Origin of the sequence: Pseudomonas sp. MWU12-3088 (assembly GCF_023242405.1) — a bacterium.
Lineage (GTDB): Bacteria > Pseudomonadota > Gammaproteobacteria > Pseudomonadales > Pseudomonadaceae > Aquipseudomonas > Aquipseudomonas kribbensis.
This window is the reverse complement of the sequence record NZ_JALJEA010000005.1, coordinates 237,248-257,142: the sequence shown is the minus strand read 5'-3', so window position 1 is coordinate 257,142 and position 19,895 is coordinate 237,248. Positions and strand designations below refer to the sequence as shown.

16 protein-coding genes and 1 riboswitch are annotated in these 19,895 nt (G+C 61.8%); of the genes, 8 read left to right on the top strand and 8 right to left on the bottom strand.

Annotated elements, in window-relative coordinates:
- Position 1 precedes the first annotated feature (1 nt).
- Both M5B98_RS14935 and M5B98_RS14930 read right to left on the bottom strand, forming a co-directional pair.
- Positions 2-1,222 (bottom strand): acyltransferase family protein, encoded by a 1,221-nt coding sequence (locus M5B98_RS14935; protein ID WP_248743101.1) that lies wholly within the window; start codon positions 1,220-1,222, stop codon positions 2-4.
- A 2-nt stretch (positions 1,223-1,224) separates the two neighbouring features.
- On the bottom strand, positions 1,225-3,090 hold the full coding sequence (locus M5B98_RS14930) for a bifunctional O-antigen ligase/aminoglycoside phosphotransferase family protein (protein ID WP_248743100.1): 1,866 nt from the start codon (positions 3,088-3,090) through the stop codon (positions 1,225-1,227).
- Between the two features lie 153 nt (positions 3,091-3,243).
- Here M5B98_RS14930 and msbA point away from each other — a divergent pair, with 153 nt between their 5' ends.
- The 4 genes from msbA to hldE all read left to right on the top strand — a co-directional run bounded on the left by msbA (position 3,244) and on the right by hldE (position 8,043).
- On the top strand, positions 3,244-5,046 hold the full coding sequence (gene msbA, locus M5B98_RS14925; RefSeq protein WP_248743099.1) for a lipid A export permease/ATP-binding protein MsbA: 1,803 nt from the start codon (positions 3,244-3,246) through the stop codon (positions 5,044-5,046).
- A 164-nt stretch (positions 5,047-5,210) separates the two neighbouring features.
- Positions 5,211-5,915 carry a sulfotransferase family 2 domain-containing protein gene (locus M5B98_RS14920; protein WP_248743098.1) on the top strand — a complete coding sequence of 235 codons (705 nt, stop codon included), beginning with the start codon at positions 5,211-5,213 and terminating at the stop codon, positions 5,913-5,915.
- Positions 5,908-6,516, top strand: coding sequence for an adenylyl-sulfate kinase (gene cysC, locus M5B98_RS14915; protein WP_248743097.1), 609 nt, complete (start codon positions 5,908-5,910; stop codon positions 6,514-6,516). Before M5B98_RS14920 ends, cysC begins: the two co-directional genes overlap by 8 nt.
- A 102-nt stretch (positions 6,517-6,618) precedes the next feature.
- Positions 6,619-8,043, top strand: coding sequence for a bifunctional D-glycero-beta-D-manno-heptose-7-phosphate kinase/D-glycero-beta-D-manno-heptose 1-phosphate adenylyltransferase HldE (hldE, locus tag M5B98_RS14910; RefSeq protein ID WP_085711125.1), 1,425 nt, complete (start codon positions 6,619-6,621; stop codon positions 8,041-8,043).
- A gap of 66 nt (positions 8,044-8,109) precedes the next feature.
- On the opposite strand, the gene M5B98_RS14905 is transcribed toward hldE, so the two are convergent.
- From M5B98_RS14905 to M5B98_RS14890, 4 genes are all read right to left on the bottom strand, one after another.
- Complete coding sequence (locus M5B98_RS14905; RefSeq protein ID WP_114881185.1) at positions 8,110-9,078, bottom strand: metal ABC transporter ATPase; 969 nt, start codon at positions 9,076-9,078, stop codon at positions 8,110-8,112.
- 31 nt (positions 9,079-9,109) lie between these two features.
- Positions 9,110-9,922: an aldo/keto reductase gene (locus tag M5B98_RS14900; RefSeq protein WP_248743096.1), complete on the bottom strand. Its 813-nt coding sequence runs from the start codon at positions 9,920-9,922 to the stop codon at positions 9,110-9,112.
- A complete protein-coding gene (locus M5B98_RS14895) occupies positions 9,919-11,094 on the bottom strand; it encodes an NAD(P)/FAD-dependent oxidoreductase (RefSeq protein ID WP_248743095.1) in 1,176 nt (391 codons plus the stop codon). Before M5B98_RS14895 ends, M5B98_RS14900 begins: the two co-directional genes overlap by 4 nt.
- Positions 11,095-11,221: 127 nt before the next feature.
- Positions 11,222-11,554, bottom strand: a complete 333-nt coding sequence (locus M5B98_RS14890) for a DMT family transporter (RefSeq protein WP_248743094.1) — start codon at positions 11,552-11,554, stop codon at positions 11,222-11,224.
- A 102-nt stretch (positions 11,555-11,656) separates the two neighbouring features.
- Here M5B98_RS14890 and M5B98_RS14885 point away from each other — a divergent pair, with 102 nt between their 5' ends.
- Positions 11,657-12,559 (top strand): LysR family transcriptional regulator, encoded by a 903-nt coding sequence (locus tag M5B98_RS14885; RefSeq protein ID WP_248743093.1) that lies wholly within the window; start codon positions 11,657-11,659, stop codon positions 12,557-12,559.
- Between the two features lie 11 nt (positions 12,560-12,570).
- The gene (gene waaA, locus M5B98_RS14880) at positions 12,571-13,851 is read left to right on the top strand and encodes a lipid IV(A) 3-deoxy-D-manno-octulosonic acid transferase (RefSeq protein WP_248743092.1); all 1,281 of its coding nucleotides are present in this window, start codon (positions 12,571-12,573) and stop codon (positions 13,849-13,851) included.
- Positions 13,852-13,882: 31 nt separating this feature from the next.
- On the opposite strand, the gene M5B98_RS14875 is transcribed toward waaA, so the two are convergent.
- On the bottom strand, positions 13,883-15,316 hold the full coding sequence (locus M5B98_RS14875) for a TolC family outer membrane protein (RefSeq protein WP_114881190.1): 1,434 nt from the start codon (positions 15,314-15,316) through the stop codon (positions 13,883-13,885).
- Between the two features lie 206 nt (positions 15,317-15,522).
- A riboswitch (TPP riboswitch) is annotated at positions 15,523-15,628 on the top strand.
- Between the two features lie 146 nt (positions 15,629-15,774).
- On the opposite strand from M5B98_RS14875, the gene thiC reads away from it, so the two are divergent.
- A complete protein-coding gene (thiC, locus tag M5B98_RS14870; RefSeq protein WP_085711132.1) occupies positions 15,775-17,664 on the top strand; it encodes a phosphomethylpyrimidine synthase ThiC in 1,890 nt (629 codons plus the stop codon).
- Between the two features lie 78 nt (positions 17,665-17,742).
- Positions 17,743-19,035, top strand: a complete 1,293-nt coding sequence (gene cytX / locus M5B98_RS14865; protein ID WP_248743091.1) for a putative hydroxymethylpyrimidine transporter CytX — start codon at positions 17,743-17,745, stop codon at positions 19,033-19,035.
- On the opposite strand, the gene M5B98_RS14860 is transcribed toward cytX, so the two are convergent.
- Positions 19,004-19,750 (bottom strand): RsiV family protein, encoded by a 747-nt coding sequence (locus M5B98_RS14860; RefSeq protein WP_192552768.1) that lies wholly within the window; start codon positions 19,748-19,750, stop codon positions 19,004-19,006. The two genes, cytX and M5B98_RS14860, sit on opposite strands and share 32 nt — an antisense overlap.
- Positions 19,751-19,895: the final 145 nt, after the last annotated feature.

The window sequence follows — 19,895 nt, the reverse complement described above, 5'->3', positions numbered from 1 at the left end:
CTCAGCGTTCCCGGGCGGCTTCTTCGGCCAGTTTTTTCGGACGCTGCTTCTGGCGTAACCAGTGCAGAAATGTCTTTCCGGCTTCGATTCCAGGCTTCTCGATGTACAGGAATGTCAGGCTGGCAATGACGATCAGCAGGCAACTGCAGACGACCATCAACAGCAGATAGAGAACCGGGCTCTGTGGATTGAAGGACATCAGGTGTGGCAGTTGCTGCACCATGATCCAGAGCACATAGCCGTGCAGCAGATAAGTGCTGTAGCTGATCTCTCCCAGCCAGCGGACACTGCGCACACGCAGGGTGCCCCAGAGCGGGTTGCCCGACGCGACGATGGCGAAGAATATGCCCAGCAACAGAAGCGGCATCAGGCTGAAGGCGCGTTTGAACAGAGTCATCGCCAATATCAGGGCCAGCAGGGCAACCGCAGTGGCCGCGTGGGTCTGGCCCCATGCGACCAGCTTCGGGCGTCGTACCCAGTAGGCAGCGGCGATACCGCCAAGAAAACTCGCCAGAAAATGCTTCTTCAGCGAATGCTCCCAACCGACGACCTGGTACAGGGCATAGATCCCGATCAGGCACAGTACGACTTGCAGCCAGTGCCCCCGGTAGATGAACACCATTCCCAACAGTGGCAGAGCCAGATAGAAAAACACCTCGTAGGCCAGTGTCCAGGTCACGTTCGAGATCAACATGCCACTCTGGTGGTACTGATTGATATCAGGCCGGTCGAATGTCAGCCAGCCCAATACCTGCCCGGCCACTTCTGCGGGAGAGTCCTTCAGTTCCCAGTCCTGCAGGTTGAACACGGTGACAAATACAATCAGCATCAGTGGCAGGTAGAGGGGATAAAGCCGAAACACCCGTGACACTGCAAATGCCAGCCAGTCGTGCTGGCGTCCCTGCTTGAGCAGGCGGCTCCAGAACAGAAAACCGGTGATCATGAAAAACAGCGCAACGCTGGCCTGGCCCAGCTGCGAATAAAAGTTGCTCGGCGGAAAGTCGATGACGCCGGTGCGCAGGTAGAACCAGGTAATGAGGGCGTGATGTATGAATACGCCAAAGGCCAGATAGCCGCGCAAGCCGTCGATACTGCCGTAGCGGCTTTCGCCGTTATGCTGCAGATGCAGGGCGGCTTTGGGGACCAGACGCAGGAATATCACTGAAGTCGCGATGGCGAGCAGATACGCTGCCAGGGCGAAGACTGGATTGGTAGCCGTCATGATCAATGGGCCCGTGCCGGGCGACCTCCCTGTTGCACTTGCCTGTGCAGATTATCGACGGCCGCCCGGGAAGCCGTTGTCGAATACCCCTGGAGCAGGGCATCGAAGTGTTCCTCGAACAGCCAGCGCTTGTCTTCCGTATAGCGCTGCATGTGACGCAGATTGCGTTGGCGCAATGAGAGGCTCAAAGGGGAGGGGTAGATGCGCAGGTCGGCCAGGTCGATCAGTCCGAATTCACCGTCATCCAGAACCAGTACGTTGCCCAGATGGAGGGAGCGGAAATACACACCCTGCTCATGCAGTCGCGCCATGAATTTGCCGAATCGCTCGACCAGTGCCTGCCGCACGGCCGGCGCTGTTATGCCCTGGAGCACCTGGCGCAGGGTGTGGCCCGGCAGCGGGGCGTAATGCACTGCGCTGCTGCCGTCATCGAGACGATACAGGTTCAAGACTTGCGGGGTCGGGATGCCCATCAGGCGCAGTTGTTCGCTATTGATGGCAAAACGTTCGGAGTAAGGGTTGAAGTTACCGGAGGTATACCAGCGGCGGCGGCGGAACAGTTTGAGAAAACTGCCGTCGGTCAGGCGCAGGACCTTTGGACCGAGGCCATCCTCTTCAACTACCTGAGCATTGGCAGCCAGCTGTTGCAAACCGGTGGCAGACATTCTCTGTACGGGCAGGGTCAGCAGGCGGCGAGCCCGCTGATTGATGCTCAGTGCGGCAATCAGTGCCAGAGGAATCCACAGCAGGAACCAGTGCTCCTTTGGCCGCGAGATGATCCCGCCGCCCTCGGTCAGTCCGGCACCGATACCGAACACCAGCCAGGTCGACGCGATGATCAGCAGTGGCTGAACGCGCTGACGCCAACTGCTGAACAGTCCCCAGGCCTGGAAGAACAGCCATGGCAGCAAACCCAGAATGCCGACGTAATAAAGCACGCCCAGCACAAAGCTGTGAGGTTCCTGAAAGCTGTAGCCAACGCCCGGATCGATGGCCAGATCGGCGTTGTAGCCATGGCCGAGCCAGGGATGATCGGAAATCTTTTGCAGGGCGATCTGCCAGATTTCGAAACGGTAAGAGTCGCCACGCTCGGTGATCATCTTCGAGAACAGGCAGACCACGGCGATGCCAACGGTGGCCAGGGCTCCCAGCATCACCAGCGAGCGACGGTTCCAACTGATGAAGCTGAGCCACAGCGCAGCCATGGTCAAAGCGACCAGCGGCGTTCTGGAGCCGGTCGCGATCACCGCCGCGAACATGATCAGCATTGCCGGCAGGCTCAGCCAGAGCAGGCGGCCGTGTTTGCACGACATGCTGATGCTGAGCCAATAGGCACAGAAGAAACCGAACAGGTGCGAGCTGAGCAGCGGGTTGTCGAACGCCCCGCCGCCAACCAGGCGGACGCCGGGTGTGTAATGAAGGATGAATGGAATCAGGAAGCACGTCGTTGCGACGAGGGCGACCAGGGCCGCTGCGAACAGCATCGGCGCAAGAATGTCACCGCGATACCGCACAAGCAGGTAGCAACCGACGAACAGCAGCAAGGTATGCAGCGGGGGCTTGAACATGCCAGCGGCTGATTCACCGTCGGCGGGTCCCCAGCCAAGACTGAGCATCGCCCAGGCGACAAACAACAGCACCGCAATAATCAACGGCTCGCGCAGCAGCTCCTTCAGTTCCCGCGGACGCAGGCACAGGGCAACCAGTGCCGGAATGCTGAACAGGCCGTAAAACAGTTTGTGATGCAGGCTGCGACCCGGAAGGAAGAACAGCGCGCACAGAAGCAGGAAGTAGCCGACGGGAAGTATCCACAGGCTGATGAAATCGAAGATTCGACTGGACGTACTGCTGAAGCCGCGAAGTTGCATGCTGTGAGATTCAATCCTGAAGTTGATCGGCCATTTCGTTGATGGCTATTTGATGCTGAAAAGACGCATAACAATAACAGCCTTTGCCCGATTGCCAGAACCCTTAAGAAGCTGTGCTAAAGTCAGCGTCCTTTTTATCGACTTTCGCGTGATATGACCGACTCCAGTCCCGCCGCAAGCCCTTCGAGCTTGAAAATCTACTTCCGCCTGCTCGGCTACGTCCGGCCGTATATCAGTCTGTTCCTGATCAGCATCGTCGGTTTTCTGATTTTCGCATCGACCCAGCCGATGCTCGGTTACATTCTCAAGTATTTCGTCGACGGTCTGTCCAATCCAGAGGCAGTGCTGTTTCCCACCGTGCCTTACCTGCGCGATCTGCAGCTTTTGCAGGCCGTACCGCTGCTGATCATCCTGATCGCTGCGTGGCAGGGCCTGGGGTCCTATCTGGGCAACTACTTCCTGGCCAAGGTTTCCCTGGGCCTGGTCCACGATCTGCGGGTGCAACTGTTCAACAACCTGCTGGTGCTGCCGAACCGGTATTTCGACAAGCATAACTCCGGTCACCTGATTTCACGCATCACCTTCAACGTCACCATGGTCACGGGGGCGGCAACAGATGCGATCAAGGTCGTAATCCGTGAAGGCATGACAGTCATCTTCCTGTTCGCCTCGCTGCTGTTCATGAACTGGAAACTGACACTGGTGATGGTTGCGATCCTGCCGTTGATCGCCGTGATGGTGCGCACCGCCAGCAAGAAATTCCGCAAACAAAGCAAGAAAATCCAGCTGGCCATGGGCGACGTGACCCATGTGGCGTCGGAAACCATCCAGGGCTATCGCGTGGTGCGCAGCTTCGGCGGCGAAGCCTACGAAGAGAAACGCTTCCTCAATGCCAGCCAGAGCAATACCGACAAACAACTGCGCATGACCCGCACTGGCGCCATCTACACGCCGATGCTGCAACTGGTGATCTACACCGCCATGGCCGTGCTGATGTTCCTGGTGCTGTTCCTGCGCGGTGACGCATCGGCGGGTGACATGGTGGCTTACATCACCCTGGCTGGCCTGCTGCCCAAGCCGATTCGCCAGTTGTCCGAAGTCAGTTCGACCATCCAGAAGGGCGTGGCCGGTGCCGAAAGCATTTTCGAGCAGCTGGACGTCGAGCCTGAAGTCGATACCGGCACGATCGAGCGCGATGCGGTCAGCGGTCGTCTGGATGTGCGCAACTTGAGCTTCACCTATCCGGGGACCGAGCGTCAGGTGCTCGACAACATCAGCTTCTCGGCCGAGCCGGGGCAGATGGTGGCGCTGGTCGGCCGTTCCGGCAGCGGCAAGTCGACCCTGGCCAACCTGATCCCGCGCTTCTACCACCACGACAAGGGCGAGATCCTGATCGACGGTGTGGAAGTCGAGCAATACAAGCTGCTCAACCTGCGCCGCCACATCGCCCAGGTCACCCAGCACGTCACGCTGTTCAGCGACACCGTGGCCAACAACATTGCCTACGGCGATCTGGCCGGGGCACCGCGTGAAGACATCGAGAAAGCCGCGCGTGACGCTTATGCGATGGACTTCATCGCGCAGCTGCCCGAAGGCCTGGATACCCAGGTCGGCGAGAACGGCGTGTTGCTTTCCGGTGGCCAGCGCCAGCGCCTGGCGATCGCCCGTGCCTTGCTCAAGAACGCGCCACTGCTGATTCTCGACGAGGCCACCTCGGCCCTCGACACCGAATCCGAGCGCCACATCCAGGCGGCACTGGATCAGGTGATGAAGGGCCGCACCACGCTGGTCATTGCCCACCGTCTGTCGACCATCGAGAAGGCCGACCTGATTCTGGTGATGGACCAAGGGCGGATCGTCGAGCGTGGCACTCATGGTGAATTGCTGGCGCAGAATGGCTACTACGCGCGTCTGAACGCCATGGGCCTCGATGCCCCGGCCGAAGATATCGCCTGATCCCGCCTTGTGAATGCCGGGCGCGCAATGCGCCCGGTGATTTGTATCGAAATACTTACCCTTCTTGACCAAACCTGCATAAAACCCGACATCGCGCTTGTTAAGGTTCCCGGACGAACTCTGACTTCCATCGAAGGGGCCATCCCCGTCGCGCGGGTACTTTCATGTTGCAACGCTATCTGTGGAAGCTGCTGCCCAAGCCGCAGCGGGCTTTTCTGCTGGGGCGCCTGTCGGTGGTCGACCGACAGGCAGTGAACAAGTCAATGTCGGCCTGCCTGCGCTTTCCCGAAGCCTTCGAGCAACGTTCCTGTCTGTTCATTCACGTCCCCAAATGCGCCGGCAGCAGTGTCTGCGAGTCGATGTTCGACGGCTGGCGTCCCGGTCACTTGCCGTTGTACTGGTATGAAGAACAGTTTCCCGCGCAGTACGCCGCGGCATTTAAATTTACTTTCGTGCGTGATCCGCTGGAGCGTGCCTATTCGGCCTATGCCTTCCTGCATGGCAACGAATTGGGCGGGCGCGATCAGGCCGCGCAACAAATGGTCAGGCACTACCGCGATTTCGACGACTTCGTTGCACGCTGGCTACATGCCGACACCATCGGGCGACAATTGCACTTTGCGGCGCAAACCGATTTTCTCACCGATTCACTGGGGCGCCTCGCCCTGGACTTCGTCGGCTATCAGGAACATCTGGAACGGGATTTTCGCCTCGTGTGCGAGCGTCTGGGTCTGACCAGCCAGCTGCAACACATCAACACTTCCCGGCAGCGACGCCCACAGCCGGCCCGTGACTTCTGTACGCAACGCACCCGACGCCTGGTGCGGCGAGTGTATGCACGTGATTACGAGATGCTCGGTTATGAGTGAGGCACTGTCAGTATCGCCGCCACCGGTGATCCGTCCCTATGCGCTGTCTCTTCCCGCCGAGGCGCGCGCCGCGCAGAAGACGCAGCGCCCCCGTTGCCTGTGGCTGACCGGACTGTCCGGTGCCGGAAAATCGACCCTGGCCAATGCACTGGAGCTGCACCTGCATCAATTCGGGCTGCACACGTTCCTGCTCGATGGCGACAATCTGCGCAGTGGCCTCTGTCGTGATCTGGGCATGAGTGACGCCTGCCGGCGCGAGAACATCCGGCGCACCGCCGAAGTGGCGCGATTGATGGTGGACGCCGGGTTGATCGTGATCGTGGCTGCCATTTCACCGTTTCGTGCCGAGCGGGATACGGCACGCCGGCTGTTTGCCGAAGGTGATTTCATTGAAGTGCATGTCAGCACCTCGCTGGAAGTCTGCGCCCGGCGTGATCCGAAGGGGTTGTACCGGGCGGCGCGCGAAGGTCGGATCAAGGACTTCACCGGGATCGACAGCCCGTACGAGGTGCCGCTGGCGGCCGAATGCCGGATCGATACGGACGAGGTCGAGCTGGCCGATGCCTGCCATCGACTGGCGGCGTTTTTGTGCAAAAAATGAGCAAAAAAGCCTGTCGTTTCATCCTGTTGCAGCCGCCGCACAAGCCTTCGCCAACCCTGTGTTAATATCGCGCCCCTGTTCATTTTGTATGTGGGTTGCTCCATGAAGTTGTCCATGCCGCGATTCGATCAAGCCCCTGTCTTGGTGGTCGGCGATGTCATGCTCGACCGTTACTGGCATGGTGGTACCTCACGGATTTCCCCTGAGGCGCCGGTTCCGGTTGTAAAGGTCGAGCAAATCGAAGACCGCCCGGGCGGTGCCGCCAACGTTGCCTTGAACATTGCCGCGCTGGGTGCGCCGGCCTCGCTGGTCGGTGTGACCGGCGATGACGAAGCCGCCGACAGCCTGAGCAATAGCCTCAAGGGGGCGGGCGTGCGCGCCTTGTTCCAGCGCATTGCGCACCAGCCGACCATCGTCAAGCTGCGGGTCATGAGCCGGCACCAGCAATTGCTGCGTATCGACTTCGAAGAACCGTTCGCCACTGACGCCCTGGCCCTTGCTTCCCAGGTCGACGACCTGCTGGAAGGTATCAAGGTGCTGGTGCTGTCCGACTACGGCAAAGGCGCACTGAAAAACCATCAGGCACTGATCCAGGCCGCGCGTGCCAAAGGCATTCCGGTGCTGGCCGACCCGAAGGGCAAGGATTTCTCGATCTACCGTGGCGCGAGCCTGATCACCCCGAACCTCAGCGAGTTCGAAGCCATCGTCGGCGGTTGCGCCGATGAGCACGAACTGGTGAGCAAGGGCGCGAAACTGATGCACGACCTTGAGCTCGGCGCACTGCTGGTGACTCGCGGCGAGCACGGCATGACCCTGCTGCGTCCGGATCATCCGGCGCTGCACCTGCCGGCCCGGGCCCGTGAAGTGTTCGACGTGACCGGTGCCGGCGACACGGTGATTTCCACCCTGGCGGCCGCGATTGCCGCAGGCGAAGAACTGCCGCACGCGGTGGCGCTGGCCAACCTGGCGGCCGGCATCGTGGTCGGCAAACTGGGTACGGCGGCGATCAGCGCCCCGGAACTGCGTCGCGCGATTCAGCGCGAAGAAGGTTCGGAACGCGGTGTGCTGGGTCTGGAGCAACTGATTCTGGCGGTTGCCGATGCCCGTGCGCACAACGAGAAGATCGTGTTCACCAACGGCTGCTTCGACATTCTCCACGCCGGGCACGTGACCTACCTCGAGCAGGCTCGGGCCCAGGGCGATCGTCTGATCGTGGCGATCAACGACGACGCCTCGGTCAGTCGCCTGAAAGGCCCGGGCCGACCGATCAACAGTGTCGACCGGCGCATGGCGGTTCTCGCCGGCCTGGGCGCGGTGGACTGGGTCATCAGCTTCCCTGAAGGCACCCCGGAAAACCTGCTGCGCGAGGTCAAGCCGGACGTGCTGGTGAAGGGCGGCGACTATGGCATCGACCAGGTTGTCGGCGCCGATATCGTCAAGGCCTACGGCGGTACCGTGAAGGTGCTGGGGCTGGTGGAAAACAGCTCGACCACGGCGATTGTGGAAAAAATCCGCAAGTCCGAGTGATGCAAACATGAAGACCGCGCCTGCGATGACTCTCTGGAGTCACTCGCAGGCGCGGTCTTTTGCCGTTCAGGAATTCACTTTCTTGCGCGGCACGATCTTCTTCAGCAGTTGCTTGGCCTTGCCGCGCAGGCGCGCGAGCCCCGTGTCCTTGGGGGGCGGCGTCAGGCCTTGTTGGCGCAGCCAGTCCTTCCAGCGAATCCGCTCATCGCGCACCAGCCAGCCGTCCTGCCGGGCGAAGCTCTCCGCCAGATACAGGCCTCGGGTGCCTGCCGGGGACAACTGACCTTTCTTCAGCGTATACAGCTCGGGCAGCGGTTCGCCGTCCTGCAACGGCATCAAGTACAGATCGGGCCGTTTGCGGTCGAGCCGGGCGACCAGTTGATCGCCTTCCAGCCGTTCATCGACGTGGAACAGGCTGAGGTTCTTGGCTTCCTTGGGCACGTCCAGTCGCAGGTCATAGATCAATTGCAGTGAAGCCGTCGGCAAGTGCACGTAGGCCCGTGGCCGTTCCAGCAATTGCAGATTGGCGCAGCGTACCGGTCGCGCCGAACCGGACAGCGGCGTCAGGCGAAACGGCAGGGCCTCGCGATAATGCAGCGCCGACGCGTATGGTGCCGGCAGCCAGGTGTCGTTGAAGCGCCCACCGAGCCAGCCTTCCGGGGTTTCCAGCAGGCATTCTTCGGCGATCTCCTGAATCGCGGTGTGCAACGGGATATTCAATTCGTGCGCCGGCACGTAGCCGGAAATCAGCTTGAGCACGACATCGCCACGATCCTGCCGCCGCTGGCGTACCAGCACCCAGTAATCGCGATTCTGCCAGTGCAGGGTCAGGCGCACCGAGACGCCGAGGTTGGCCAGCTCCAGTGCAAAGCGCTCGGCATCGGCCACGCTGACCGGTTTGCGCCGCTGCAGGGTCTGGGCGAAATTCAGCGGCATGCCGACGCTCTGGTAGGTCAGGCCTTCGGGCGTCGCTTCGACGAACAGTGGCAGCGTCTTGAAGTTGCTCGGGTTCTTTCTGATGAGCGTACGCGGCATGTCGGCTCCTGCTTAAGGCCGCGGGGCGGCGTCAGTGACCACGAAGGACCTGGGCAACGGTCGCAACGTTATGGGCGAGGTGCAGCGGATTGATCGTCCCGACGATGGCACTGGCCACGCCGGGCCGGGCGAACAGCAACTCGAAGCTGGCGCGCACCGGGTCCACGCCGGGACTCAGGCACACGTGACCGCTGGCCAGGGCCTTTTTCACCAGAATGGCTTTGCCGTGGGCAGCAGCATAGTCAATGACCGTCTTCTCGTTTTGTTCGTTCAGATTGTAGGTGACCATCGCGCAGTCGCCTTGCTCCAGCGCTTTGAGGCCGCCATCGACGGTTTTGCCGGAAAAGCCGAAGCCGCGAATCTTGCCCTCGGCCTTCAGCGCCGCGAGGGTTGCGTAGACTTCGCTGTCATTGAGGATGGCCATGTCGTTGCCATCGGAGTGCACCAGCACCAGGTCGATAAAATCCGTTTCCAGACGTTGCAGGCTGCGCTCCACCGACATCCGGGTGTGAGCGGCGCTGAAGTCGTGGGTCGACTGGCCATCGACAAATTCTTCGCCGACCTTGCTGACGATCACCCAATCCTGACGCTGGCCGCGCAACAGCGGGCCGAGGCGCTCTTCGCTGCGGCCATAGGCCGGCGCGGTGTCGATCAGGTTGATGCCCAGCTCCCGCGCTTGCTTGAGCAGCATGCGTGCGGCGTCGTCGTCAGGGATCTGGAAGCCGTTGGGATATTTCACGCCTTGGTCGCGACCAAGTTTTACGGTGCCCAGGCCCAGCGGCGAAACCAGCAGGCCGGTGCTGCCCAGCGGGCGATGCAGATCGTGCAGGGTCGGCAGGCTCATGGCAGCAGTTGCTCCCAAGCTGGAACGCCCATCGGTGGTTTTGGCAATTCCGGCAACGGTGCCGGGTGGCTCGGCTGGATGCCGTCACGTTGCAGGGAAGCGATCACCCGATCGGCGAAGTCTGGCGCCAGGGCGAGTTTGGTTGGCCAGCCGACCAAAAGGCGACCTTCTTCGGCGAGGAACGCGTTGTCCGGGCGGGTCAGGCCGGTTTGCAGCGGTTCCGCGCGGTCGACCCGCAGGGTCGCCCATTGCACGTTGCCCAGGTCGATCCACGGCAGCAACTGTGCGATTTCCTTTTGCGCAGTGGCGATCTGCTCGGCCGGCTCGCGAGCCACGCCTTCGGACTCGGCAATATCGCCGCCCATGTACCAGACCCACTGGCCGTCGGCGGCCGGGTGGGTGGTCACGGTGATTCGCGGCTTGGTGCCGCCACCCAGGCAATGGGCATACAGCGGCTTCAGGCCCGGGCCCTTGGCGATGATCATGTGCAGCGGCCGGCGTTGCATGGCCGGTCGGGTCAGGCCGAGGGTTTCCAGCAACGCTGCGGTGCCGGCACCGGCGCTGAGGACGATGCGCTGGGCGCGGATCTCGCGGCCGTCGACCTTCAGGCCGACCAGCACGCCGCTTTCCAGCAGCGGCTCGATGTTCTGACCGGCCAGCAAGCCGTCACCGGCGAGGTCGGCAAGACGCTGGATCACGCTCGGCACGTCGACCACCAGTTCGGCGAGGCGGTAGACCTTGCCCTTGAAGCGTTTGTCTTGCAGGGCCGGCGGCAATTGATCGCCCTTGACCTGATCGACCCGGCCGCGCACCGCTTTACTGGCGAAGAAACTGGTGAGGTTGCCGGCCAGGGTGCCCGGCGACCACAGGTAATGGGCTTCGGACAGAAGGCGCACGCCGCTCAGGTCCAGCTCACCGTTGCCGGCCAAGGCTTCACGCCAGCGGCGCGGCATGTCGGCGATGGCTTCCGAGGCGCCGGTCAGCGCACCGTGCAGCGCGTACTTGGCGCCGCCGTGAATGATGCCCTGGGATTTCACGCTCTGTCCGCCACCGAGGCTGGCGCTTTCCACCAGCACGGTCGAGAAACCCTGGCGGCGCAGGCGCGCGTTCAGCCAGAGACCGGCGACACCCGCGCCGACAATCAGCACGTCGGTGGAAATTGGAGATGGCATGCAACGACCTCAAGGCTCAAATAAGCCGCAAGTTTCAAGCTTCAAGCTGCAAGCTGCAACCCGAAGCGGAAAAATCGGCTTGGCTTGGCTTGGCTTGCAGCTTGTGGCTTGAAGCCTGTCGCTGCTGTTAATGGCCTGCAGTTTTCGAGAACAGCTGAATCACCACCACGCCGAGTACGATCAAGCCCATCCCGAGCATCGCCGGGATATCCAGCTTCTGCCCATAGATGAACAGCGCCGCAACGCTGACCATCACGATGCCCATGCCGGCCCACACCGCGTAGGCCACGCCCACCGGCACGCTGCGCACCACCAGCGTAAGCATCCAGAACGCAATGGCGTAACCGACGATGACCAGCACCAGCGGCAAAGGCGTGCTGAGGCCTTTGACGGCCTTCATCGAAACGGTGGCGATCACTTCGGCGCAAATGGCGATGGCCAGATAGACGTAAGCGTTCATGTTCAATTCCTCGTGTGAAGCGTTGCTTTCTGAGGCGGCATTCTAGTGACTGACCGGATGGGGTAAAGTCATTACCTATCTGTTTTGAAGATGGTTTGCCCAATGGACATGCAGTGGAATCTGGATCAGTTGCGCGTGTTCGTGGCCGTCGCCGAACAGCGATCGTTTTCCGCCGTGGCGCGCCAGCAACGCAAGGCACAGTCGGCGATCAGCAGCGCGATTGCCATGCTGGAAGACGACCTCGGCGTCAGTCTGTTCGAGCGTAGCAGCGGTCGCCAGCCGAGTCTTACCGAAGCGGGCGAAGCCTTGCTCGAGGAGGCGCGAGAAGTGCTGCGTCAATGTGAGCGCCTGAATGGTCGCGCCATGGCCATGGTGCGTGGCCAGGAAGCGCAATTGCGCGTGGCTCAGGATGAGGCGATGCCGTATCAGGCGCTGGTGGAAAGTTTCGGTGCATTGGCCGAGCAATTTCCGAGTCTTGAGGTACAACTGACCAGTGCCGCCCAAGGCGAAGTCTCGCGCAAACTGGTGGAGCGTCGGGCCGATCTCGGGCTGTTGTTCTATCACGATGAAATCCCCGAGGCGCTGGAGCGTCGGGTGCTGGGCAGCGTGGAGATGGTCACGGTCTGCGGCGTCAATCACCCGCTGGCGACGCAATCTCGAGTCAATTGCCAGCAACTGGCGCAACATCGGCAACTGCTGATGTCGACCCAGACCAGCGTCTACCCCGGCAGCGAACCGGCCAGTCCGCAGGTCTGGCGCGCCGACAGTTTCTATGTGATGGCCGAATGGCTGGTGCGCGACCTCGGCTGGGCCTGGCTGCCGCGCCACGTGGTGCAGTACTCGGCGTATCAAGGGCTGATGGTGGAACTCGACAGCGAATGGACGCCGCCGGCGCTGGTGGTGGAGCTGGTCTGGCGCCGTGACGAACCGCTCGGGCCGGCGGCACGTTGGCTGGCGGAGCGATTTGCCATACACCTGCGGGCGATCGGCGGCAAAAGCCGATAAACTCCGCCGCCATGAATAGAACTCTCTACACCGCGCTGTTTTACCTGGGGCTGCCATTGGTGGCGATTCGGCTATGGCTGCGTTCGCGCAAGGCGCCGGCGTATGCCAAACGGATTGGCGAACGTTTCTCCTACGGCATGCCGACATTGCAACCCGGTGGTATCTGGGTTCACGCCGTGTCGGTGGGCGAAAGCATCGCGGCCGCGCCGATGATCCGCGCGCTGCTGCAACGTTATCCAACGCTTCCGATCACCGTGACCTGCATGACGCCGACCGGATCGGAGCGCATTCATGCGATGTTCGCCAATGAGCCGCGCATCCAGCATTGCTACCTGCCTTACGATTTGCCCTGCGCGGCGGCGCGTTTTCTCGATCGTGTGCAGCCGAAGCTTGCCGTGATTATGGAAACCGAGCTCTGGCCGAACCACATTCATCAATGCGCCAAACGCGGGATTCCGGTGGCACTGGCCAACGGTCGATTGTCCGAGCGTTCGGCCAAAGGCTACGGCCGGTTCAGCAAACTGACCGCGCCGATGCTGGCCGAGATGAGCCTGTTCGCCGTGCAGACCGAAGCCGAAGCCCAGCGCTTCCGCGATTTGGGCGCACGCCCGGAGACGGTCGAAGTCACCGGCTCGATCAAGTTCGACCTGACCATCGACCCGCAACTGCTGCAACGCGCCGCTGAACTGCGCGGCCAATGGCAGGCGCAGGAGCGTCCGGTGTGGATCGCCGCCAGCACCCATGAAGGCGAAGACGAGGTGGTGCTCAATGCCCATCGCCGTTTGCTGGCCAACCATCCCGATGCGCTGCTGATTCTGGTGCCGCGTCATCCGGAGCGTTTCAACTCGGTGTTCGAACTGTGCCAGCGCGAAGGGTTTGCCACGGTGCGTCGTTCGACCGGCGCCAACGTCGATGCGCAGACTTCGGTGCTGCTCGGCGACACCATGGGCGAGTTGCTGTTTCTCTATGCCCTGGCCGACAGCGCGTTTGTCGGCGGCAGCCTGGTGCCCAACGGCGGGCACAACCTGCTGGAGCCGGCGGCCTTGGCGAAACCGGTGATCAGCGGTCCGCACCTGTTCAACTTCCTCGACATCGCCGCGCAACTGCGCAGCGCCGGGGCCTTGGCCGAAGTGGATGACGCCGAAGGTCTGGCGACGGAAGTGCAGCGGCTGTTCGAATTGCCCCGCGATGCACAGCGCATGGCCGAAGCCGGGCTGAACGTGATGCGCCGCAATCAGGGCGCGTTGCAGCGATTGCTCGATGGCCTGGGACGGTTGATCGACCGCCCATAAAAAAACGCAGCCTCAGGGCTGCGTTTTTTGTTTAAGGCCGGGCCTTGAGCTGTTCTTCGGCGGCCTTGGCCAGATCCGGTGGCAGGAAGTCCTTGTCCGGGTTGTAGTCGGCTTTCAGATAACGGGTCAGGTCCTGCAGGTCACCCGGGTTCAACGTCCCCGCCGCCTGCTTCAGGCGCAGGTTGTCGAGGATGTAGTCGTAACGGGTGTTGTTGTAGTTGCGCACCGAGGTGTAGAGCTGACGCTGGGCGTCGAGCACGTCGACGATGTTGCGCGTCCCCACCTGATAACCGATTTCCGTGGCTTCCACCGCGCTCTGGTTGGAGATGATCGACTGGCGGCGCGCCTGCACCTGTTCGACGTCGGTGTTCACCGCGCGGTGCAGGTTACGGGTGTTTTCCACGATCTGGCGGCGCAGGCTTTCGCGCTGCTGCTCGCTCTGATCCAGTTGCGCGTAAGACTGGCGCACCTGGGAGCTGGTCAGTCCGCCGCTGTAGATCGGGATGTTCAGTTGCAGGCCCACGGTGCTCTGCTCGACGTTGCCGTGATAAGGCGTACCGAACGCGCTCGGGTTGGAGAAACCGAGGGCGTCGTTGTCGCCTTTTTCGTATTTGGCCACGGCGTCGAGGGTCGGCAGGTGACCGGCCTTGCGCTGCTTCAACGTCTGTTCGGCGGAGCTCACCGCATAGTTGCTGGCCAGCAGATTGAGGTTCTGTTTGGCGGCGGTGTCGACCCAGGCCTTGGCGTCGTTCGGCGCCGGCGGCAGGATCGGCAGGGTGTGGACGATGCCCTGAATCGAGTTGTACTGACGGTTGGTCAGGGTGATCAGCGCTTCGAACGCATCATCCACCTGACGCTGGGCAACGATCCGGTTGGCCCGGGCGGTGTCGTAACTGGCTTGCGACTGCAGCACGTCGGTCTTGTCCGACAAGCCCACGTCGAAGCGCTCGTTGGACTGGTCGAGCTGGCGCTTGAACGCGGCTTCTTCAGCCTTGGTCGAGGCCAGGTTGTCCTGGCTGCGCAGCACGTTGAAGTAGCTTTCGGCCGATTGCAGGATCAGGTTCTGCTCGGTGGCCGACAGTTGCAGCGCGGCCTGCTCGTTGACGTCCTTGGCGGCCTGGTACTGGAACCAGCGATCGGCGCGGAACAGTGGTTGTGCGAGTGTCGCCTGATAGGAGTGCGCGCTGCGGTTGGCGATGGCCGAAGGCTGGTCGATCGAGGTGCGCACGCTGGCGGTTTCGGCGCCGCCGGAGAGGTTCGGCAGCAGCCCGGCGCGGGCCTGGGGCACCACTTCTTTCTGGGCGCCGTACTGGGCGCGGGCGGCGGCCAGATCGGCGTTGTTGTCGACCGCTTCCTGATAGACGCTGACCAGATCGGTCCTGGTCGACAAGGGCGCTTCTGCTGCCCAGACCATTGCGTTGGACGCACAAGACACGGCAACAGCCAGTGAGAGTTTGCGCAGCATGAGGCGATCCCTAGCATGAATATTATGGAAATAATCCGGGCGCCAAAGGTAAGGCGCGGGCCGCATAGCGTCAAGGCGCAGCAGGGCAAAGCGAGTGTAGTAGCGCATTGAGGCGCTCACAATCCTGTCGGCCGCCGCAATTGCGCCATTCATCATGGTGTTTGCTGCGGTGTTGGCGTTCTTTGCCGGTTGTGTCTAGACTGGCCGGGTTCTTGTCGGGGTGCCTTGCTATGAGGCTGAGATCGAATAATTTCGGATCCCGTTGAACCTGATCAGGTTAGCGCCTGCGTAGGGAACAAGATTTCTCGTCACCCGGCGAGTCCTCTTGTGCTTCGTCCGGGAAATTGTTCGACAATCGAACGCTCGACGACGATGCACAGCACCAGTCCTGGTGCGTCCGTGCCTTTCAGGTTCTGCTCCGACAATCCACTGCCTGGATGCTGTCTGGAGAGCCCGTGATGACTACAAAATCTAAAAACGCGATCAACCTGAGTGACTCGGCCAAGGTCGACGAGCAGTCGGTTCAACCGTTCACCCGTTCGCAAAAAGTCTACGTTCAGGGCTCCCGCCCGGACATCCGCGTGCCGATGCGCGAAATCACCCTCGATGTGACCCCGACCGACTTCGGCGGCGAAATCAACGCACCCGTTACCGTCTACGACACCTCCGGCCCGTACACCGATCCGAACGTGGTGATCGATGTGCGCAAAGGCTTGGGCGATGTGCGTTCGGCATGGATCGACGACCGTGGTGACACCGAGCGCCTGCCGGGCCTGAGTTCGAATTTCGGTCAGGAACGCCTGGCCGATCCGGAACTGACCAAGCTGCGTTTTGCCCACGTCAACAACCCGCGCCGCGCCAAGGCCGGGGCCAACGTCAGCCAGATGCACTACGCGCGCAAAGGCATCATCACCGCCGAGATGGAATACGTCGCCATCCGCGAAAACATGAAGCTGCAAGAGGCCCGCGCCGCCGGCCTGCTGAACCAGCAACACGCCGGCCACAGCTTCGGCGCGAGCATCCCGAAAGAAATCACCCCTGAGTTCGTCCGCGAAGAAATCGCCCGTGGCCGCGCGATCATTCCAGCCAACATCAACCACGTCGAACTGGAACCGATGATCATCGGCCGCAACTTCCTGGTGAAGATCAACGGCAACATCGGCAACAGCGCGCTGGGTTCGTCCATCGAAGAAGAAGTGGCGAAACTGACCTGGGGCATTCGCTGGGGTTCGGACACCGTCATGGACTTGTCCACCGGCAAACACATCCACGAAACCCGCGAGTGGATCATCCGCAACTCGCCGGTTCCGATCGGCACCGTGCCGATCTATCAGGCGCTGGAAAAAGTTAACGGCGTCGCCGAGGACCTGACCTGGGAGCTGTTCCGCGACACGCTGATCGAGCAGGCGGAGCAGGGCGTCGACTACTTCACCATCCACGCCGGCGTGCTGTTGCGCTACGTGCCGCTGACCGCCAAGCGCGTGACCGGCATCGTTTCCCGTGGCGGTTCGATCATGGCCAAGTGGTGCCTGGCGCACCACAAAGAGAACTTCCTCTACACCCACTTCGACGAAATCTGCGAAATCATGAAGGCCTACGACGTCAGCTTCTCGCTGGGCGACGGCCTGCGTCCGGGCTCGATTGCCGACGCCAACGACGAAGCGCAATTCGGTGAACTGGAGACCCTTGGCGAGCTGACCAAGATCGCCTGGAAGCACGACGTGCAGTGCATGATCGAAGGCCCGGGCCACGTGCCGATGCAGTTGATCAAGGAGAACATGGACAAGCAGCTGGAGTGCTGCGACGAGGCGCCGTTCTACACCCTCGGCCCGCTGACCACCGATATCGCACCGGGTTATGACCACATCACCTCCGGTATCGGTGCGGCGATGATCGGCTGGTTCGGTTGCGCGATGCTTTGCTACGTGACGCCGAAGGAACACCTCGGCCTGCCGAACAAGGATGACGTGAAGACCGGGATCATTACCTACAAGATCGCGGCGCACGCTGCGGACCTGGCCAAAGGACATCCGGGCGCGCAGATCCGCGACAACGCCTTGAGCAAGGCGCGTTTCGAATTCCGTTGGGAAGACCAGTTCAACCTCGGTCTGGACCCGGACACCGCCCGTTCGTATCACGATGAAACCCTGCCGAAGGACTCGGCGAAGGTCGCGCATTTCTGTTCGATGTGCGGGCCGAAATTCTGCTCGATGAAGATCACCCAGGAAGTCCGCGAATACGCGGCCAACCAGCGGATCGACGCGGTCGACGTGGACGTCGCCCAGGGCCTGGCGGAACAGGCCGAGCGGTTCAAGAAGGAAGGCAGTCAGCTGTACAAGAAGGTTTGATCTGACCTGAGTCCGGCGGCGCTCGCGCCGCCGCGATGACGATCGAAAAACAACAAATGTCCCTCTGAGATAACACCCTTGAGCATTCAACCCGGTACTTATTCCCCCGACCTCGCCGTGCCCGCCGACAAGCGTGTATTCGGCGGTCGCGATCTGTTTTCCCTGTGGTTTTCCCTCGGCATCGGCCTGATGGTCTTGCAGACCGGTGCATTGCTGGCGCCGGGGCTGGGCCTGTCGGGATCGCTGCTGGCGATTCTCCTCGGCACCCTGGTCGGCGTCCTGTTGCTGGCGGCGGTCGGCGTGATCGGCAGCGACACCGGCCTGTCGTCGATGGCCGCGCTGAAACTCAGCCTTGGCAGCAAAGGCGCGAGCCTGCCGGCGCTGCTCAACCTGCTGCAACTGATCGGTTGGGGCTCGTTCGAAATCATCGTCATGCGCGATGCGGCGAGTCTGCTCGGCACTCGTGCATTCAGCGAAGGTTCGCTGTGGGCGAGTCCGATGCTGTGGACGTTGTGCTTCGGTGCACTGGCGACATTGCTCGCGGTCAGCGGGCCGCTGACATTCGTGCGCAAGATCCTGCGCAAATGGGGCATCTGGCTGATTCTGGCCGCGTGCATCTGGCTGACCTGGAACCTGTTCGCCAAGGCTGACCTGGGTGCTTTGTGGGCACAGGCCGGGGATGGTTCGATGCCGCTCGCCGTGGGCTTCGACATTGCCATCGCGATGCCGCTGTCGTGGCTGCCGCTGATTGCCGACTACTCGCGTTTCGGCAAGCGAGCGAAGAACGTATTCGGTGGCACGGCCATCGGTTTTTTCATCGGCAACTTCTGGCTGATGAGCCTGGGCGTGGCCTACACCCTGGCCTTTGCGCCGAGCGGTGAAGTCAACGCGTTGCTGCTGGCGCTGGCCGGTGCCGGTCTGGGGATTCCGCTGTTGCTGATTCTGCTGGACGAGTCGGAAAACGCTTTTGCCGACATTCACTCGGCGGCGGTATCCAGCGGGATTCTGCTACGCCTGAAAGTCGAGCATCTGGCCTTGGCCATCGGTGTGATCTGCACCCTGATCGCGCTGCTCGCGCCCTTGGCGCAGTACCAGAATTTCCTGCTGCTGATCGGCTCGGTATTTGCGCCGCTGTTCGGCGTGGTGCTGGTGGATCACTTCATCCTGCGCAAGCGCAGTGGCCAGGTGGCTTCGGCCGCGTTGCGCTGGCCGGCGCTGTTGGCCTGGCTGGGTGGCATCAGCACTTACCATCTGCTGGCCAACCTGTATCCGGATGTCGGCGCAACCCTGCCGGCGCTGGTCCTGGCAGGGCTGCTGCAACTCGTGCTGGGCCGGGCCTTCAGTTACGGCCGGGAAACAGCTCGGGCTTGATGATGCCGTTCAGGCGCGGGTAAGGGATCTTCAGTTCGACGTGGCCCAGCGCGTAAGGCGCGATGGTGCTCACGTCGTACTTGAGGATCACGCCGCCGTAAGTCAGGGCCACGTGCGGGGTTTTGACGAACGGCCAGTTTTTCACGTACTCCGGTTCCTGATCGAGCTTGGTGCTGATCAGCCAGCTGTTATGCGCCACTTGCGCAGCCTTCCAGAAGGCTTCTTCCTGACCCGGCACCAGCATGTCCGACAGGCTCAGCACCTTGTGCTGCTGACGCGAATAGTTGATGAAGCCGCGGCCCGGCGTGCCGTGGGCGCCGCCGGTGTCCAGGTAGCTCGAGACTTCGACAATCACCAGACCGTCATGCTGCTCGCGTACTTTCGCCTGCAAATAGCTGCTGTTGCGCGGGCCGGCCGTGCGCAGGAACTGCTCGCGATAGGCCGCCAGGGTTGGCGCCACCGGGGCGTTCGGTTCGGTGCGGGTGAATTGCAGCAGGCGTTTTTCGATGATGCCGTCCAGCGCAGGCTCGGCCGGGAAGTGCAGCGTGTCGATGTTCACCAGCGGGCAGTCCGGGTTGGAACAGCCGGGTTTCAGGGTTTCCGAGGCGTCGCGGGTGGTTTCCAGCGGCGTGCGGTAGTTGGGCTGGAACAGGCTGGCACAGGCGCCCAGGGTCAGGGCGATGGCCGCCACGGAGGCGATTTTGAAAAGCGACATGGGCGTCCTTTCTGAAACAGGGGAAGGCAAAAAGTTACCGCTTCGACTCTCTGTGAAGCGGTCAGTTCGCCACTAAGCTAATTAGAGTGGGTTTCGCCTCCACCGTCCATCCCGCTGACGGTAAAGGGGCTGCATCAAACATCGC

What these genes read in the sequence shown, in the direction of transcription:
- M5B98_RS14905 (WP_114881185.1), bottom strand. Translation starts at nt 9,078, where the DNA reads ATGCCGCGTACGCTCATCAGAAAGAACCCGAGCAACTTCAAGACGCTG.
- M5B98_RS14930 (WP_248743100.1), bottom strand. Translation starts at nt 3,090, where the DNA reads ATGCAACTTCGCGGCTTCAGCAGTACGTCCAGTCGAATCTTCGATTTC.
- M5B98_RS14935 (WP_248743101.1), bottom strand. Translation starts at nt 1,222, where the DNA reads ATGACGGCTACCAATCCAGTCTTCGCCCTGGCAGCGTATCTGCTCGCC.
- M5B98_RS14890 (WP_248743094.1), bottom strand. Translation starts at nt 11,554, where the DNA reads ATGAACGCTTACGTCTATCTGGCCATCGCCATTTGCGCCGAAGTGATC.
- M5B98_RS14875 (WP_114881190.1), bottom strand. Translation starts at nt 15,316, where the DNA reads ATGCTGCGCAAACTCTCACTGGCTGTTGCCGTGTCTTGTGCGTCCAAC.
- msbA (WP_248743099.1), top strand. Translation starts at nt 3,244, where the DNA reads ATGACCGACTCCAGTCCCGCCGCAAGCCCTTCGAGCTTGAAAATCTAC.
- M5B98_RS14895 (WP_248743095.1), bottom strand. Translation starts at nt 11,094, where the DNA reads ATGCCATCTCCAATTTCCACCGACGTGCTGATTGTCGGCGCGGGTGTC.
- M5B98_RS14900 (WP_248743096.1), bottom strand. Translation starts at nt 9,922, where the DNA reads ATGAGCCTGCCGACCCTGCACGATCTGCATCGCCCGCTGGGCAGCACC.
- M5B98_RS14860 (WP_192552768.1), bottom strand. Translation starts at nt 19,750, where the DNA reads ATGTCGCTTTTCAAAATCGCCTCCGTGGCGGCCATCGCCCTGACCCTG.
- cysC (WP_248743097.1), top strand. Translation starts at nt 5,908, where the DNA reads ATGAGTGAGGCACTGTCAGTATCGCCGCCACCGGTGATCCGTCCCTAT.
- thiC (WP_085711132.1), top strand. Translation starts at nt 15,775, where the DNA reads ATGACTACAAAATCTAAAAACGCGATCAACCTGAGTGACTCGGCCAAG.
- waaA (WP_248743092.1), top strand. Translation starts at nt 12,571, where the DNA reads ATGAATAGAACTCTCTACACCGCGCTGTTTTACCTGGGGCTGCCATTG.
- M5B98_RS14885 (WP_248743093.1), top strand. Translation starts at nt 11,657, where the DNA reads ATGGACATGCAGTGGAATCTGGATCAGTTGCGCGTGTTCGTGGCCGTC.
- hldE (WP_085711125.1), top strand. Translation starts at nt 6,619, where the DNA reads ATGAAGTTGTCCATGCCGCGATTCGATCAAGCCCCTGTCTTGGTGGTC.
- M5B98_RS14920 (WP_248743098.1), top strand. Translation starts at nt 5,211, where the DNA reads ATGTTGCAACGCTATCTGTGGAAGCTGCTGCCCAAGCCGCAGCGGGCT.